Below are 15274 nucleotides of genomic sequence, written 5' to 3'. Positions count from 1 at the left end.
CCGACCCGCCGCACCCGTGCGGCCGTGGGCGAGGTGCCGGCCTGGCCCGCTGCCACGGGCAAACGTGAGTAAATTGACGCCGTGCGGCGCGATTGACGGGCCTTGATCGGTGCCACTGCCGTCATAATGCAGCTTCTTAGCACGCCCCGCAGTGAATCCCTCGGCCCGGCCCTGGCGCGTGCGCAACCGATGCCGGGGGCGTTTCGAGTGAAGGAATGATGAACAGCCACAACCCCCTGCCGCCGGCCCAGCCGGCACGCCGTGCCCCCTGCGGGCGCGCCTTCTGTGCCGCCACGCTGGCGCTGGCGCTGGCCCTGCCGTTCGGCCCGGCGCTGGCCGAGGCGCCTGCGAAGGCCGCTGATGCGCCGGGCACCGAGGCCGCCGCCAAGCCCGCGCTGCCCGACTTGAAGCTCGACGTGCTGCCGGCCGATGTGGTCTCGGTCACCCTGGTCGGCAGCTGGTCCGAGAAGCATGAGCGTGGCGTCTATCGGGTGATCGTCGTCAAGGGCGGCCCTGACGAGCTGCTGGCCCGGGTCGTCGTGCAGTGGGTCCGCCAGCGGGTCGGCGAGAAGCCGGCCGTGGTCGCCTCCCGGGAGATCGAGGCCTTCAATGAGTACATCGGTATGGCGATGGTGCCCACCTGGCGGGATCTCGGCACCAACCGCCTGCAGATGATGGCCGATATCCGGCTGCCCGACGGCCAGCGCAAGCGGGTGCGCGTGCTGGCCAGCTCGCCTGGGGAGCTCTCCGACCCGGTGTGAGCGCCGGCTCCGGCTCAGGTGCCGAAGATCAGGCGGTCGCGGCCCATGTCCTTGGCGCGGTACATGGCCCCGTCGGCGCATTTCATCAGGCTCGCCTCGTCGTCCCCGTGGTCCGGGAAGATGCAGATGCCGATCGACGCCGAAATGTTGATCGTGTGGGGGCCGATCTGGAAGGGGCGGGCGATGGAGGCCCGGATCCGCTCGGCCACCTGCTGGGCGTCTTCGCGGTCGTCGATCTGCGGCAGCAGCACCACGAACTCGTCGCCGCCGATGCGCGCCAGCGTGTCGGATTCCCGCAGGCACTCGCGCATGCGCTCGGCCGAGGCGATCAGCAGGCTGTCGCCCACCGCGTGGCCGCAGGCGTCGTTCACGGGCTTGAAGTGGTCGAGGTCCACGAACATCACGGCGGCCCGGTTGCGGTCCCGGCGCGCCCGGGCCAGGGCCGCCTGCAGGCGGTCGGAGAACAGCGCCCGGTTGGGCAGCTGGGTGAGCGGGTCGTGCTGGGCCATGTGGCGCATGCGCTCCTCCCGTTCGCGCAGCTCGCGGGTCATCGAGTGGGCCCGGGCGAAGGCGCGGGCGCGGCCGGTCACCAGCTGCCAGGTGAACAGGGCCAGCAGCAGGCTCATGCTGACCCCCGCCGCGGCGATGATACGCGCCGGGTTCTTGCTGTAGCTCTGCCCGAAGGCTGGCGTCGAGCGGACCTGCAGGGTCCACTGGTGCTGGGGGAACTGGATGTGCTCCACCGCGCTGAAGCGGGGCGGGGCGTCGTCGCCCGGGGCGGAGTCGTAGATCAGCTCGTCCGATGACACCTTCGGCCCGTCGTAGAGCCGCAGTGCGATGCCCGGCGGCGTGTCACCGTGCAGGCTGGCCATCAGGTCGCCGGCGCGGAAGGCAATGTGCACCCATCCATAGGCCGCCGCGTGCCGGGCGGCCGGGGTGTTGCGGGGCTGCCCCTTGCGGTAGAGCGCGGCGTACATCGCGAAGGACGGCTGGGGCACGGCGTCGTCCATCTTGAGGGCCAGTTGCGAGGTGATCGCGATGCCCCCGGAGTCGCGGGCCTCGTCGAGGGCCTGCCGGCGTATCGGGTCGGCGTAGATGTTATGGCCCAGGGCCCGGTGGTTCTGGGCGGTCGGCGGGGCCGCGTAGGTGACCGGGGCGACCGGTTCGGTGCGCTCGTCCGTGATGGTGTAATCCGGGTTGCCCTGCGCCCGCTGGATCGCCACGTGCCGGGGGGCCTGAGCGGAGGGCAGCAGGGGCGTGAACAGCATGGCCTGCAGCCCGGAGACCTCCGACCCGTTCATCAGCGCGCCGACGAAGTGCTCGAAATCTTCGCGGTCCACCGAGTCCGACGCATCGAACAGCCCCCGCGCCGCCCGCAGCATCTGCTCGTAGCTGGCGACCCGTTCCCGGATGCGGCTCACCGACTGGCGCACGGCGAAGTCGAAATCCGTCTGCAGCCGGGCCTGCGCCGCTTCGTTCTCGTGGTGCCACAGCCAGCCCGTCAGGGCCAGGGATAGCAGGCCGACGAAGAGCGGCAGGCGCAGGTTGCGGTGCCGGAGGAGGAACGTGTCGGGTGTGTCCATCAGGGCGGGGGGAGCGACGTTGCGGGGGGGACCACGATCAAGGGGCCGCTCGCCGGGCGGGCTGAGGCTCGGCGAGCGGCCGGACGACGAGAGGCGGGAGGGCACGGGCTGTGCCGGCTTCCCGCCCGACGAAAGCGCTCACATGGGCAACTCCGTTCAGACACCCGGCTGGCATGGCGTGCCGGGCTGGCGCCTCAGGTCATTTCGCGCAGATACAAGGTTTCGACCTGCTCCCGTGCCCACGGCGTACGGCGCAAAAACTTTAGGCTCGATTTGATGCTGGGCTCATTCTGGAAGCAGCGGATGTCGATCAGCGTCCCCAGCCGATCCCACCCGAAACGCGCCACCAGTTCGGTGAGCATGCGTTCGAGGGTGACGCCGTGGAGCGGGTTGTTGGTTTGCGGGTTGGCCTGATTCATCAATGAGACTCTGACCCACTTCGCCGACGCTGCCAAGGGCCGAGGTCAAGCCCCGGCCTGTCACGATTGTTGTTTTGTGTAAAAAAACAACGATCTCCCCGGCGGCTCCGGGGTGATCCGGGTGGTCGCGGCGGACCGCGGGAGGCCATCCCGCCCGACTCCGTGCTGCGAACTGCCGCCCTTGTCACCCGGCATTCATTGGCTATGCTGAAGCAATCGGTCGTTTCCCCTCGCACGGTATCCGTGCATGCCCGCCCGCTGGCTTGGCCCGCGGGCGCCGGGCCTGTCGTGGGGAGCCGGCCGGCAAAGGAGGGCAGATGCCGATCATTCAGGGCGGGCAGCACGTGGCGCTGTCGCCGGTCGATGCCGCCGGATCCGGGCAGCCCAGGCCGGGCGTTGCGCTGTGCCTGTCCGGCGGCGGCTACCGGGCGATGATCTTTCATCTCGGGGTGCTGTGGCGGCTCAACGAGCTGGGCTATCTCGTGCGGCTCGATCGCATCTCCAGCGTCTCGGGCAGCTCGATCACCGCCGCCCTGCTGGGACTGCGCTGGGCCGAGCTCGACTTTGCGGATGGGGTGGCCCAGGCCCTGGAGGCCCAGCTGGTCGCGCCGATCCGTGCCTTTGCCCGCGAGACTGTCGATGTGGGCTCGGTGCTGAAGGGCGTCTTCCTGCCCGGCTCGATCAACGACAAGCTGGCCGACGCTTATCGCCGGCACCTGTTCGCCGACGCCACCCTGCAGGACCTGCCGGACGACCCCCCGCGCGTCGTCATCAACGCCACCAATGTGCAGACCGGCGCCCTGTGGCGCTTCTCCAGGCCCGCCATGCGCGACGACCTGGTGGGCGAGGTCTGCCGCCCGACGGTGCCGCTGGCCGTGGCGGTGGCGGCCTCGTCGGCGTTTCCGCCGCTGCTCTCGCCGGCCCGCCTGGCCCTCGACCCGACGGCCTTCAGCCCGCCGGCGGGCGAGCCCCTGCACCGGCCGCCGTTTACCGACGAGGTCTATCTCACCGACGGAGGTGTGTATGACAACCTGGGGCTGGAAACCGCCTGGAGGCGCTACGAGACCATCCTCGTCAGCGACGCCGGCCCCGCGCTCGGCGCCGAGCCCGACCCGGGCATCGACTGGGCCAGCCACGCCCGGCGGGTGCTCGACATGACCGACAGCCAGGTGCGGGCCCTGCGCAAGCGTCAGGTGATCGCCGGCTTCCTGTGCGGCGACCGCATGGGCGCCTACTGGAGCGTGCGTTCCAAGATCGGCAACTACGGCCTCGCCTCCGCGCTGCCGTGCCCGGCCGCGCGCACCGCCGAGCTGGCGCAGCTGCCCACCCGCCTCGCCGCCATGCCCGACGACCTGCAGGAGCGTCTCATCAACTGGGGCTACGCCGTCTGTGATGCGGCGATGCGCCGCTGGGTCGACCACACCCTGCCGCCGCCGGCGGGCTTTCCCTACCAGAGGGGCGTCTGAGCCCGGCGCGCCGCCGCCCGTGCTAAGTTTGCGCTCCCCTTCTGCAGGAGCGCGCATGTCGCCGAGTTTCAAGGCCGGAGCCCGGGAGGGCTTCCGGGTGTGCCTGCCGGTGTCGGTGGGCCTGATCCCGTGGGCGCTGGTCACCGGCTTGTCGATGGTGAGCGTGGGTTTCACCCCGCTCCAGGCGATGGGCATGAGCCTCATCGTGTTCGGCGCCACCGCCCAGCTGGGCACGCTGCCGCTGATCGCCATCGGCGCGCCCGTGTGGCTGATCGTTGCCACCGCGCTGGTGGTCAATCTGCGCTTCATCATCTTCAGCGCGGCGCTGGCCGGGCCGCTGGCGGGCGGTCGCCCGTGGCAGCGCTGGCTATGCGGCTACGCCCTCACCGACGGCGTGTTCGCCACCTGCCTGGAGCGCCTGCGGAGCGAGGCCGACCCGGAGTGGCGGCTCGGCTACTACCTGGCGCCGTCCCTGTGGTGCGCGCTGCTGTGGCAGAGCTCGACCCTCGCCGGCGTGCTGGCGGCGGGGGTGATCCCGCGCGGCTGGTCGCTGGAATTCATGGCCAGCATCGCGCTGCTGGTGCTTCTGGTGCCGATGGCGCGTGTGCGCCCGATGCTGGTCGCCATGCTCACCGGCGGTGCGCTGTCGGTGCTGCTGCGCGGCCTGCCCCTGCGTCTCGGCGTGATGGTGGCGATCGTGGGTGGCATCGCGGCCGGCTTCGCCACCGAACATCTCCAGAAAAAGCCGGAGGCGCGATGAACTACGACTGGACCCTGTGGCTCGTCTTCATCCTGATCGGCCTAGCCACGCTGCTGCCCCGCGCCAGCTTCATCGTGCTCGGCCAGCGCGCCAGCCTGCCCGACGGCGTGCAGAAGGCCCTCCGCTACGCCCCCGCCGCCGCACTGGCCGCCATCGTGGTGCCCGACGTGGTGCTGGTGAACGGCGCGCCGGAGCTGTTCAACCCCAAGCTCGGCGGCGCCATCGCCGCGGTGCTCGCCACCCAGCTCTCGCGCAACCCCTGGCTGCCCTTCGTTGCCGGCATGGCGGCGCTGTGGGGGCTGCGCTGACGCGGGCCCGCGCCGCCGTGATCGCATCCCATCGCCGTGCATCAAGAGCACACCGCCGCGTACCCGTCGTTCGCCCCCGCGTGATGCGGGCCCACCGCCGTGAATTGCCATCTCGCGCCCGTGTTTGCCGATCACATGGCGGCGTGATGCCAGAACAAGGCCGCGAACCCTTGATGCACGGCCGTGTGATACGAGAACGATAGCCAAAGCTCGAATCACGCGCTGGTGAGATTCGAGCTTTGGTTATAGTGATCGTGAAACGAGAGCGCTAACCACGATCACACGGCCGTGTATTGATGTCACAAGCCCTCAAGCTACGATCACACGGGCGTGTGATCGTGCAACACGGTGTCTTGGTGCAAGCTCGGCCGGCGAAAGGGGGCTCCGCCCACGATCTTCGGTTTCAGCTGGAGGTGCTGCGGCAAGGGTGGCCGGCGTGCGCGGTGTCTGGTACGATCCGCGGCATCATTGGGGAGTAGCCTCTCTTCGCCTCGAAGAGGCTTGCGTCAACACACTTGCCGGCCACGGCATGGCGCAAGCGGTTCCCATGCTTGGCAAGACCATTGACCACCCAACCTTCCGGGGCCGGAGAGGTTGCGTGGTCAATCGGAAATTCCGGCCAGGTGTGTGTAATGGAATCCTTCCTCGTCTCGACGGGCATCGTCGCCCTCGCCGAAATCGGCGACAAGACCCAGCTGCTCGCCTTCATCCTCGCGGCCAAGTTCCGCCGGCCCGTTCCCATCATCGTCGGCATCCTGCTTGCCACCATCGCCAACCATGGCTTTGCCGGCGCGCTCGGCGCCTGGATCACCTCCCTGGTCGCCCCCGGAACGCTGCGCTGGGTGCTCGGCCTCTCGTTCGTCGGCATGGCGGTGTGGACCCTTATCCCCGACAAGTTCGACGAAGAGGAGGCGAAGCTGGCCAGGTTCGGCGTCTTCGGCACGACCCTGGTCGCCTTCTTCCTGGCCGAGATGGGTGACAAGACCCAGGTGGCCACCGTGGCGCTGGCGGCCCAGTATCACGCCTTTGTGCCGGTCGTCCTGGGCACCACGCTCGGGATGATGATCGCCAACGTCCCCGCGGTGCTTTTGGGCGACCGGATCGCCGACAGGATGCCGGTTCGCCTGGTGCACATGATCGCCGCGGCGATCTTTGCGGTGCTGGGGGCTGCGACCTTGCTCGGCGCGGGGGAATCCCTCGGGCTGTAGGTGCCGCTCACAGACTGGCCGCGATCGCGAGCATCCCGCCCAGGTTGATCGCCACGCCGAGGGCCAGCCTGAGCGGGTTTTTCCCGAGTGAGTGGGCAAGTGCGCGTGTCATGATCGTCTCCCTGGTCGTTGAATCCCGTGCTTCCATTGTGACCAGGCGGCTGTCGGACGGCCAATTGGGAATGCCGATCTTCATGATGCGGCCGGGCTATTTCGCGGGGCCGCCGCCCGGGCGGGGGCTCGGGGAGGACTGGGCGCCAGCCGGCTGCCCGCTTCGGGGCAGGGCCCGCGCCGGTGGTGTCGGGGGGCGCGCCCGCCGCCGGCTCACGGCATTCCCCGCACCGACTCCCCCACCCCCTGCAGCGGCCCGAGGGGGTTGTGGCGGACTTCGGTCTCCTCGATCTTCGGGCGGCCGCTCCATTGCTTGTAGACGACCTTGTCGTGGATCACCACGATCAGCGCGCCGAACTTCCAGCCGGTGGTGAGGGTGTCGCGCTTGAAGTTGAGGAAGTCGAGCATGAAGTTGCCCACCCGCTTGCGGTCGATGTGGCTGGGCTCCATGAAGTAGCCGACGCAGGCCTCCTGGGCCTTCATGCAGTCGATGATGCCCTTGGGGATGGTGCCGAGCTCCTGCAGCGGTGAGGGCAGCACCGCACGCACCACCTGGGAGTGGTTGAGGATCTGCACGTTGGGGGTCCGGGCGGGGTCGAAGCCGAGTTCGCGCACCGTGTCCAGGGTGGTGCGGTAGGGGACGATCTGGTCGAAGCTCTGCTTGGCGGCGTCGAAGTCCTGCCACTGGTTGCTCACCGTCTGCCTGGAGGTGGGCAGCATGCCGGAGCAGGCGCCCAGCAGGCCGCAGGCGAGCAGGGCAGCGAGCCGGTACCGGCCTTGCGGCGCTGCGCCGTGGAGGGTGTGGTGGGGCGAACTGGGCATGGAAGCGGATTCCTCGGGCTTCCATTGCAGCCTAGTCGCCGCCCGGGCGGGCGGCAAGGCGGGCGTGGCGGCCGGGGCCGGCAAGGGCCGGCCCGCTGCCGGGCTTACTGCATGAAGGGGTAGTCGGTGTAGCCCGCCGCGCCGGGGGTGTAGAAGGTGCCGGGGTCGGCGGGGTTGAGCTGGGCGCCGGCCTTGATGCGGGCGGGGAGGTCGGGGTTGGCGATGAAGGGTACGCCGAAGGCCACGGCGTCGAGCAGGCCGCCCTCGACCGCGCTGGCGGCTTCGGCCGGGCTGTAGCCCATGTTGCCGACCAGCACGCCTTCGTACGCCTCGCGGGCGGGGGTGAGCACGTCGCCCTGCTGCTGGCCGAGGAAATCGGTGCGCATCACGTGCAGGTAGGCGAGCTGGTAGGTGTTGAGGCGCCGGGCGAGGCCGCGCACGAGGCCGACCGGGTCGCTGTCGATCATGCTGTTGAAGCTGTTGAGGGGCGAGATGCGCAGGCCGACGCGGTCGCCGCCCAGCTCGCCCACGACGGCGTCGAGCACTTCGAGGAGCAGGCGGGCGCGGTTCTCGAGGGGGCCGCCGTAGGGGCCGCTGCGGCGGTTGGCCCCGTCGCGCAGGAATTCGTCGAGCAGGTAGCCGTTGGCGCCGTGCACTTCGACACCGTCGAAGCCGGCGGCCCGGGCGTTGGCGGCAGCCTTGCCGAAGCCGGCGACGATGGCGGGGATCTCGTCGTCACGCAGCTCGCGGGGGGTGACGTAGGGTTGCTTGCCGTCGGGGGTGCGCAGCTCGTTGTTGGTGATGGCGAGGGCGCTCGGGCCGACGGGCTGGGCGCCGCCGTTGTAGTAGGGGTGGCAGGCGCGCCCGCCGTGCCAGATCTGCAGGAAGATGCGCCCGCCGGCGGCGTGCACCTCGTCGGTGACCTGCTTCCAGGCGGCGATCTGGGCGTCGGAGTAGATGCCCGGCTCGTTGCCGAAGGCGGCGTTGCCCGCGATGGCCATGGTGGCCTCGGCGATGAGCAGGCCGGCGCTGGCGCGCTGGGCGTAGTGGGTGGCCATCAGCGGGGTCGGGACGTGGTCGGCGGTGGCGCGGCAGCGGGTGAGCGGCGCCATCAGGATGCGGTTGGGCAGCAGCAGGGCGCCGGCTTGCAGGGGCTGGAACAGGGCGGACATCGTGCTCTCCGGGGTGGGTTGCGGGGGAAGGGGTCAGGCCTGGCGTTTGACGGCCCAGGCGGCCATCAGCAGGCCGGCCAGGATCATCGGCAGCGACAGCCACTGGCCCATCGACAGGCCGAAGGTGAGCAGGCCGAGGAAGTCGTCGGGCTCGCGGCCGAACTCGGCGATGAAGCGGAAGGCGCCGTAGCCGATCAGGAACACCGCCGACACCAGGCCGCGCGGCCGCGCCTTGGCCGAGAACCACCACAGGATGAGGAACAGGCTGAGCCCCTCGAGCCCGAACTGGTAGAGCTGGGACGGGTGGCGCGGGAGGCCGTCCACCTGCGGGAAGACCATCGCCCAGGGCACGTCGGTGACGCGGCCGACGAGTTCGCCGTTGATGAAGTTGCCCATCCGCCCGGCGGCGAGGCCGAGGGGCACCAGCGGGGCGATGAAGTCGGTGACAGCCAGCCAGGGGCGCCGGGTGCGCCGGCCGAACAGCCACATCGCCACCAGCACGCCGAGGAAGCCGCCGTGGAAGGCCATGCCGCCCTGCCATACGGCGAGGATCTCGGCCGGGTGGGCGAGGTAGTAGGCGGGCTTGTAGAACAGCACGTAGCCCAGGCGGCCGCCGAGGATCACGCCGAGCACGCCGTAGAAGAGCAGGTCGTCGATCTGCTGGGCGTCCCAGCCGAGCTCGGCGCGGCGGCGGGCGTGCACGCGGCCGAGCACGACGAAGAGGATGAAGGCGACGAGGTACATCAGCCCGTACCAGCGGATGGACAGCGGGCCGATGGCGAGGGCGACGGGGTCGAATTGGGGATGGACGAACATGGCTGAGGCGGGGGCGGCCTGCGTGGCCCGGCCCAGGAGGGCCCGGCCCGGCGGCGCCGTCGATGGGTTTACTGGAACTGTTTGCGGAAGGCTTCGAATTCGGCGGTGAGCCATTCGAGCTGCTGGCGCAGGCGGCGGACTTCTTCTTCGAGCTCGCCGACGCGGCTGCCGCGGGGGGCGGCGGCTTCGCCGGTGGTCTCGAAGGCGTGGGCCGCGGCTTCGCCGCTCATCAGGTGGGTGTAGCGGGCCTCCTTGGTGCCGGGGGCCTTGGGCAGCTGGGTGACCATCGGCGGGTATTTGTCGGACAGCTTTTCGAGGATCTCCTCGACCTCGGCCGGGCTGCCGAAGGCGTGCATGCGCTCGCAGCGGGCGCGGATCTCGCCGAGGGTCTGCGGGCCGCGCAGCATGAGGATGGCCAGCACGGCCTGCATCGGCTCGTTGAGGGAATGGCGCAGGCGGATCTGGTGCTCCCACTTGGCGACCCGGGCGCCGGCCTGGTGGCGCTGGCTGACGAGGCCGCGCTCGGCGAGGCGGTCGAGGGTGGCCAGCACGGTGGCCTCGGAGAGGCTCATCACCGGCTCGCGGCCGGTGAGCTGGTTGCAGCCGCTGACCAGGCTGTTCACCGACAGGGGGTAGCTGTCGGGGGTGACGAAGGCTTTCTCGATGAGCACCGCGAGGACGCGCACCTCGAAGTCGTCGAGGTCGAAACCCGGGCTGGTTTCGGGCGCGTCGGCGGGGGGCGTTGTGTCGGTCATGGCGGGCTTCCGGTTGCGTGCGAGGTGTTCATGATAGCCGAGGCCCCGTGACAGGGCCGCGGCCGGCCTCAATGGGCGCCGTGGCACTTCTTGTACTTGCGGCCGCTGCCGCAGGGGCAGGGGTCGTTGCGACCGACCTTGGCCTCGTCGCGCCGGACGGGCTCGCGCAGGCTGCCCAGCGGGATCGGTGGCAGCCGCACCGGCGGGAGCTCGTGGAAGGCGGGCCACAGGGCGGCCTCGTGGGCGACGTCGTCGATCAGGCCGCGGCCGTCCTCCCGCAGCGAGGCGAGGCATTCGGCGGGGCTGCGGCGGATGTCGGCCTCGACGTCGGCGAGGGTGACGTAGCTGTCGTCCACCAGCCCGGCGGCGAACCACTCGCGGATCGTCGGCAGCAGCTCGGCGGCGCCGAGGTCGGCAAGACAGACCACCAGCAGGTCGAGGAGTTCGAGCTCGGCGCCGGCGTCGGGCTTGTCCTTCAGCAGCAGGGCCTCGCGGGCACCGAAGTCGGCGAGGAAGTCCACCACCGGCCCGCGGGAGGCGCGCCCGGCGAGGGTCGCGAGGGTGAGGGCCTCGAGGGCCGCGGCGCGGGCCCACAGGCTGGCGCCGTCGTCGTCGGCGAGGCGGGTGAGGGGGGCGATGCCGCCGTTGCAGCAGGAGGCCAGCGCGCGGCCGTAGCTGTCATGGACGAGCTGGCCGAAGACCTGGTCGACGCTGGCGGGGTCGAGGTGGCCGAGCTCGGCGAGGGGCTCGTAGGCGTCGATGTTGCGCCAGCTGGCGAGGAGCAGCATGGCGTAGAGGTGCAGCACGTAGCCGTCGGCCTTGGCCGGCGCGGGGTCGGCGGCGAGGGCTTCGAGCAGCGCGACGAGCGGGGGGGCGACCTCGGCCCGGTGGGCGTCGGCGAGGGCGAGGGCCTCGCGGGGCAGGGTCGGGGCGAGGTGTTCGAGCTGGGGGCGGAGGGTGGTCCAGAGGTCGGTCATGGTGTCGGGCGGGGTGCGGGTTCAGGTGGGCAGCAGCCGGGCCAGGTAGCGGCCGGTGTGGCTGGCCGGATTGGCGGCGAGGGTTTCGGGCGTGCCGGTGCCGACGACGGTGCCGCCGCCGTTGCCACCTTCGGGGCCCATGTCGATCAGCCAGTCGGCGGTCTTGATGACGTCGAGGTTGTGCTCGATGACGACCACGGTGTTGCCGTGGTCGCGCAGGCGGTGCAGCACGCTGAGCAGCATCTCGATGTCGGCGAAGTGCAGGCCGGTGGTGGGTTCGTCGAGGATGTAGAGGGTGCGGCCGGTGTCGCGCTTGGACAGCTCGAGGGCCAGCTTGACCCGCTGGGCCTCGCCGCCGGAGAGGGTGGTGGCGCTCTGCCCGAGGCGGATGTAGCCGAGGCCGACCTGCATCAGGGTGTCGAGCTTGCGGGCCACCAGCGGCACGGCGCTGAAGAAGGCCAGGGCCTGCTCGACGGTCATCTCGAGCACCTCGAAGATGCTCTTGCCCTTGTAGCGGATCTCCAGCGTCTCGCGGTTGTAGCGCTTGCCGTGGCAGATGTCGCAGGGCACGTACATGTCGGGCAGGAAGTGCATCTCGACCTTGATCAGGCCGTCGCCCTGGCAGGCCTCGCAGCGCCCGCCCTTGACGTTGAAGCTGAAGCGCCCCGGCCCGTAGCCGCGGGCCTTGGCCTCGGGTACCCCGGCGAAGAGGTCGCGGATGGGGGTGAGCAGGCCGGTGTAGGTGGCCGGGTTGGAGCGCGGGGTGCGGCCGATCGGGCTCTGGTCGACGTTGATGACCTTGTCGAAGTGGTCGAGGCCGTGGATCGCGGTGCAGGGCGCGGCCTCGATGCTGCTGCCGTTGAGGTGGCGGGCGGCGAGGGCGTGCAGGGTGTCGTTGATGAGGGTGCTCTTGCCGCTGCCCGACACGCCGGTGACGCAGGTGAACAGGCCCACCGGCACGTCCACGTTGACCTGCTTGAGGTTGTTGCCGCTGGCGCCCTCGATGCGCAGCTGGCGCTCCGGGTCGGCGGCGGTGCGCCTGGCCGGCACGGCGATCTGGCGGCGGCCCGACAGGTAGGCACCGGTGAGGGAGTCGGGGTGGGCGGCGATCTCGTCGGGGCGGCCCTCGGCGATCACCCGGCCGCCGTGCTCGCCGGCGCCGGGGCCCATGTCGACCACGTAGTCGGCCATCCGGATGGCGTCCTCGTCGTGCTCGACGACGATCACTGTGTTGCCCATGTCGCGCAGGCGGCGCAGGGTGTCGAGCAGGCGGTCGTTGTCGCGCTGGTGGAGCCCGATGGAGGGCTCGTCGAGCACGTACATGACGCCGGTGAGGCCGGAGCCGATCTGGCTGGCGAGCCGGATGCGCTGGGATTCGCCGCCCGACAGGGTGTCGGCGGAGCGGTCGAGGGAGAGGTAGTCGAGCCCCACGTTGATCAGGAACTGCAGCCGCGCCGAGATCTCGGAGACCAGCTTGTCGGCCACCTGGCCGCGCTGGCCGGTGAGCCGGAGGCCGTCGAAGAAGTCGCGGCAGCGGGCCAGCGGCAGGCGGCTGACCTCGGACAGGTTGCGTCCGCCGATCAGCACGAAGCGCGCCTCGGTACGCAGGCGGGCGCCCTGGCAGGCCGGGCAGGCGCAGTTGGCGCGGTATTTGGCGAGCTCCTCGCGCACGGCCACCGAGTCGGTCTCGCGGTAGCGGCGTTCGAGGTTGGGGATGATGCCCTCGAAGGTGTGCTCCTTGAGCACCTGGCGGCCGCCGTCGGAGAGGTAGCGGAAGGCGATCTTGTCGCGCCCGGAGCCGTTCAGCACGATGTCGCGGACCTTCTCGGGCAGCGCCTCGAAGGGCGTCTCGATGTCGAACGCGTAGTGGTCGGCGAGGCTGGCGAGGAGCTGGAAGTAGAACTGGTTGCGGCGGTCCCAGCCGCGGATGGCGCCGGAGGCGAGCGACAGGTCGGGGTGGGCGACGACCCGCTCGGGGTCGAAGAAATCCACGTTGCCGAGGCCGTCGCACTTGGGGCAGGCGCCCACCGGGTTGTTGAACGAGAACAGCCGCGGCTCGAGCTCGGCCAGCGCGAAGCTGCACACCGGGCAGGCGAACTTGGCCGAGAAGAGGTGCTCGGCGCCGCTGTCCATCTCGACGGCGATGGCGCGGCCTTCGGCGTGGGTGAGGGCGGTCTCGAAGGATTCGGCGATGCGGCCGCGCAGGTCCTGGCGCACCTTGAAGCGGTCGACCACCACCTCGATGACGTGGCGGCGGTTCTTGTCGAGCACCGGCATGTTGTCGAGCTCATGCACCACGCCGTCGACGCGCACCCGCACGAAGCCCTGGGCGCGCAGTTCGGCGAGCAGGTCGGCCTGCTCGCCCTTGCGGCCCGACACCACCGGGGCGACGATCATCAGCCGGGTGTCCTCGGGCAGCGCCAGCACCGCGTCGACCATCTGCGAGACGCTCTGGGCCTCGAGGGCGTGCTCGGGGTGGTCGGGGCAGTGGGGCGTGCCGGCCCGGGCGTAGAGCAGGCGCAGGTAGTCGTGGATCTCGGTGACGGTGCCCACCGTGGAGCGCGGGTTGTGGCTGGTGGCCTTCTGCTCGATGGAGATTGCCGGCGACAGGCCCTCGATGAGGTCCACGTCGGGCTTCTCCATCAGCTGCAAAAACTGCCGGGCGTAGGCCGACAGGGACTCCACGTAGCGGCGCTGGCCCTCGGCGTAGAGGGTGTCGAAGGCCAGCGAGCTCTTGCCGGAGCCGGACAGGCCGGTGATCACCGTGAGCTGGTCGCGGGGGAGGTCGAGGGCGATGTTCTTGAGGTTGTGGGTGCGGGCACCGCGGATTCGTATCGCGTCCATGGAGCGTTCGGGGCTGAGAGGCAACCTGTTAATATACGCCCCTTGCCCCTCACCTCGCAGCACGTTTAATGGCTTCTTCCGACATCGACAAGATGAGCCCGGCCGAGCGCCGCGCCGGTGCCTCGCTGGCGGCGATCTTTGCCCTGCGCATGCTCGGGCTCTTCCTCATCCTGCCGGTCTTCGCGGTGCACGCCCACGGCATGCCCGGCGGCGACAACGTGGCCCTGGTCGGCATGGCGATCGGCGCCTACGGCCTCACCCAGGCCTTCCTGCAGATCCCCTTCGGCGCGGCCTCCGACCGCTTCGGCCGCAAGCCGGTGATCGTCTTCGGGCTGCTGCTGTTCATTATCGGCAGCGCCGTCGCGGCGATGGCCGCCGACGTGCAGACGGTGGTGATCGGCCGCGTGCTGCAGGGCGCCGGGGCGATCTCGGCGGCGGTCACCGCGCTGGCCGCCGACCTCACCCGCGACCAGCACCGCACCAAGGTGATGGCCATGATCGGCTCGTCGATCGGCCTGGTGTTCGCGCTGTCGATGGTGGCGGCGCCGCTGCTCTACGCGGCGATCGGCATGGGCGGGCTGTTCTGGCTCACCGCCGCGCTGGCGGCCGCGGCGGTGTTCGCCGTGATCTTCGTGGTGCCGGCCGCGCCGCCGGTGCCCCGCGCCACCGGGCGCTTCGCCGAGGTGCTCGGCAACGGCCAGCTGATGCGGCTCAACTTCGGCGTGTTCGCGCTGCACCTGATGCAGACCGCCATGTGGGTGCTGGTGCCGGCCGGTCTGGTCGCCGCCGGCCTGCCGATGGCCGAGCACTGGAAGGTGTATCTGCCGGCGGTGCTGCTGTCCTTCACGGTGATGGTGCCGGCGGTGATCGTGGCCGAGAAGAAGGGCGCCTTCAAGCAGGTCTTCAACGCCGCCATCGGGCTGCTGCTGGTCGTGCAGGCCGGCCTCTACGCCACCGGCAGCAGCGGGCTGTGGCCGCTGGCCGTGCTGCTCACGCTGTTCTTCGTGGCCTTCAACGTGCTGGAGGCCACCCAGCCGTCCTGGATTTCCAAGATCGCGCCGCCCCACGCCAAGGGCACGGCGCTCGGCATCTACAACACGCTGCAGTCCATCGGGCTGTTCCTCGGCGGCGCGCTGGGCGGCTGGCTGGCCCAGCACATGGGCCCCGGCTCGGTGTCGCTGCTGTGCGCCGGGCTGGCGCTGGCCTGGCTGGTCCTCGCGGCGGGCATGACGCCGCCGCCCCAGCGCCGCACGGCCTGACCCCGCCCCAGAA

General features: G+C 70.5%; 14 protein-coding genes, 2 pseudogenes and 1 riboswitch. Of the genes and pseudogenes, 6 read left to right on the top strand and 10 right to left on the bottom strand.

What is annotated here, in order from left to right; genetic code table 11:
- The first annotated feature begins 215 nt into the window (after nt 1-215).
- Complete coding sequence (locus ACE3OU_RS00555; RefSeq protein ID WP_374239580.1) at nt 216-761, top strand: hypothetical protein; 546 nt, start codon at nt 216-218, stop codon at nt 759-761.
- Between the two features lie 14 nt (nt 762-775).
- Here ACE3OU_RS00555 and ACE3OU_RS00550 read toward each other — a convergent pair whose 3' ends face one another.
- Both ACE3OU_RS00550 and ACE3OU_RS00545 read right to left on the bottom strand, forming a co-directional pair.
- Entirely contained in the window at nt 776-2344 is a 1569-nt protein-coding gene (locus ACE3OU_RS00550) for a diguanylate cyclase domain-containing protein (RefSeq protein ID WP_374239579.1), read from the bottom strand.
- Nucleotides 2345-2538: 194 nt separating this feature from the next.
- Nucleotides 2539-2763 (bottom strand): VF530 family DNA-binding protein, encoded by a 225-nt coding sequence (locus tag ACE3OU_RS00545; RefSeq protein ID WP_374239578.1) that lies wholly within the window; start codon nt 2761-2763, stop codon nt 2539-2541.
- A gap of 317 nt (nt 2764-3080) precedes the next feature.
- Here ACE3OU_RS00545 and ACE3OU_RS00540 point away from each other — a divergent pair, with 317 nt between their 5' ends.
- The 4 genes from ACE3OU_RS00540 to ACE3OU_RS00525 all read left to right on the top strand — a co-directional run bounded on the left by ACE3OU_RS00540 (nt 3081) and on the right by ACE3OU_RS00525 (nt 6505).
- Nucleotides 3081-4229 carry a patatin-like phospholipase family protein gene (locus ACE3OU_RS00540; RefSeq protein ID WP_374239577.1) on the top strand — a complete coding sequence of 383 codons (1149 nt, stop codon included), beginning with the start codon at nt 3081-3083 and terminating at the stop codon, nt 4227-4229.
- Nucleotides 4230-4284: 55 nt separating this feature from the next.
- Nucleotides 4285-4989: an AzlC family ABC transporter permease gene (locus tag ACE3OU_RS00535; RefSeq protein ID WP_374239576.1), complete on the top strand. Its 705-nt coding sequence runs from the start codon at nt 4285-4287 to the stop codon at nt 4987-4989.
- Complete coding sequence (locus ACE3OU_RS00530) at nt 4986-5297, top strand: AzlD domain-containing protein (protein ID WP_374239575.1); 312 nt, start codon at nt 4986-4988, stop codon at nt 5295-5297. The genes ACE3OU_RS00535 and ACE3OU_RS00530 overlap by 4 nt, the downstream gene beginning before the upstream one ends.
- 458 nt (nt 5298-5755) lie before the next feature.
- Nucleotides 5756-5937, top strand: a riboswitch (yybP-ykoY riboswitch).
- Nucleotides 5930-6505, top strand: coding sequence for a TMEM165/GDT1 family protein (locus tag ACE3OU_RS00525; protein ID WP_374239574.1), 576 nt, complete (start codon nt 5930-5932; stop codon nt 6503-6505). It overlaps the preceding riboswitch by 8 nt.
- 7 nt (nt 6506-6512) lie before the next feature.
- Here the strand turns inward: ACE3OU_RS00525 and ACE3OU_RS00520 are convergent, their stop codons facing one another.
- The 8 genes and pseudogenes from ACE3OU_RS00520 to uvrA all read right to left on the bottom strand — a co-directional run bounded on the left by ACE3OU_RS00520 (nt 6513) and on the right by uvrA (nt 14002).
- A complete protein-coding gene (locus tag ACE3OU_RS00520; protein ID WP_374239573.1) occupies nt 6513-6701 on the bottom strand; it encodes a hypothetical protein in 189 nt (62 codons plus the stop codon).
- A 128-nt stretch (nt 6702-6829) separates the two neighbouring features.
- Nucleotides 6830-7438 carry a hypothetical protein gene (locus tag ACE3OU_RS00515; protein WP_374239572.1) on the bottom strand — a complete coding sequence of 203 codons (609 nt, stop codon included), beginning with the start codon at nt 7436-7438 and terminating at the stop codon, nt 6830-6832.
- 104 nt (nt 7439-7542) lie between these two features.
- Complete coding sequence (locus tag ACE3OU_RS00510; protein ID WP_374239571.1) at nt 7543-8610, bottom strand: alkene reductase; 1068 nt, start codon at nt 8608-8610, stop codon at nt 7543-7545.
- A 33-nt stretch (nt 8611-8643) separates the two neighbouring features.
- Nucleotides 8644-9426, bottom strand: coding sequence for a prolipoprotein diacylglyceryl transferase (gene lgt / locus ACE3OU_RS00505; protein ID WP_374239570.1), 783 nt, complete (start codon nt 9424-9426; stop codon nt 8644-8646).
- Between the two features lie 68 nt (nt 9427-9494).
- Nucleotides 9495-10181: a YceH family protein gene (locus ACE3OU_RS00500; RefSeq protein ID WP_374239569.1), complete on the bottom strand. Its 687-nt coding sequence runs from the start codon at nt 10179-10181 to the stop codon at nt 9495-9497.
- Nucleotides 10182-10249: 68 nt separating this feature from the next.
- Nucleotides 10250-10348, bottom strand: a pseudogene (locus ACE3OU_RS00495) (SEC-C metal-binding domain-containing protein); the annotation flags it as partial.
- Nucleotides 10349-10408: 60 nt separating this feature from the next.
- Nucleotides 10409-11158: pseudogene (locus ACE3OU_RS00490) on the bottom strand (DUF1186 domain-containing protein); the annotation flags it as partial.
- 21 nt (nt 11159-11179) lie between these two features.
- On the bottom strand, nt 11180-14002 hold the full coding sequence (uvrA, locus tag ACE3OU_RS00485) for an excinuclease ABC subunit UvrA (protein WP_374239568.1): 2823 nt from the start codon (nt 14000-14002) through the stop codon (nt 11180-11182).
- Between the two features lie 92 nt (nt 14003-14094).
- Between uvrA and ACE3OU_RS00480 the strand changes: the two genes are divergently transcribed.
- Nucleotides 14095-15261, top strand: coding sequence for an MFS transporter (locus tag ACE3OU_RS00480; RefSeq protein ID WP_374239824.1), 1167 nt, complete (start codon nt 14095-14097; stop codon nt 15259-15261).
- The last annotated feature ends 13 nt before the right edge of the window (nt 15262-15274 follow it).

This window comes from Zoogloea sp., from assembly GCF_041908905.1.
Taxonomy (GTDB): domain Bacteria; phylum Pseudomonadota; class Gammaproteobacteria; order Burkholderiales; family Rhodocyclaceae; genus Zoogloea.
This window is presented reverse-complemented; position numbering and strand designations above follow the sequence as displayed.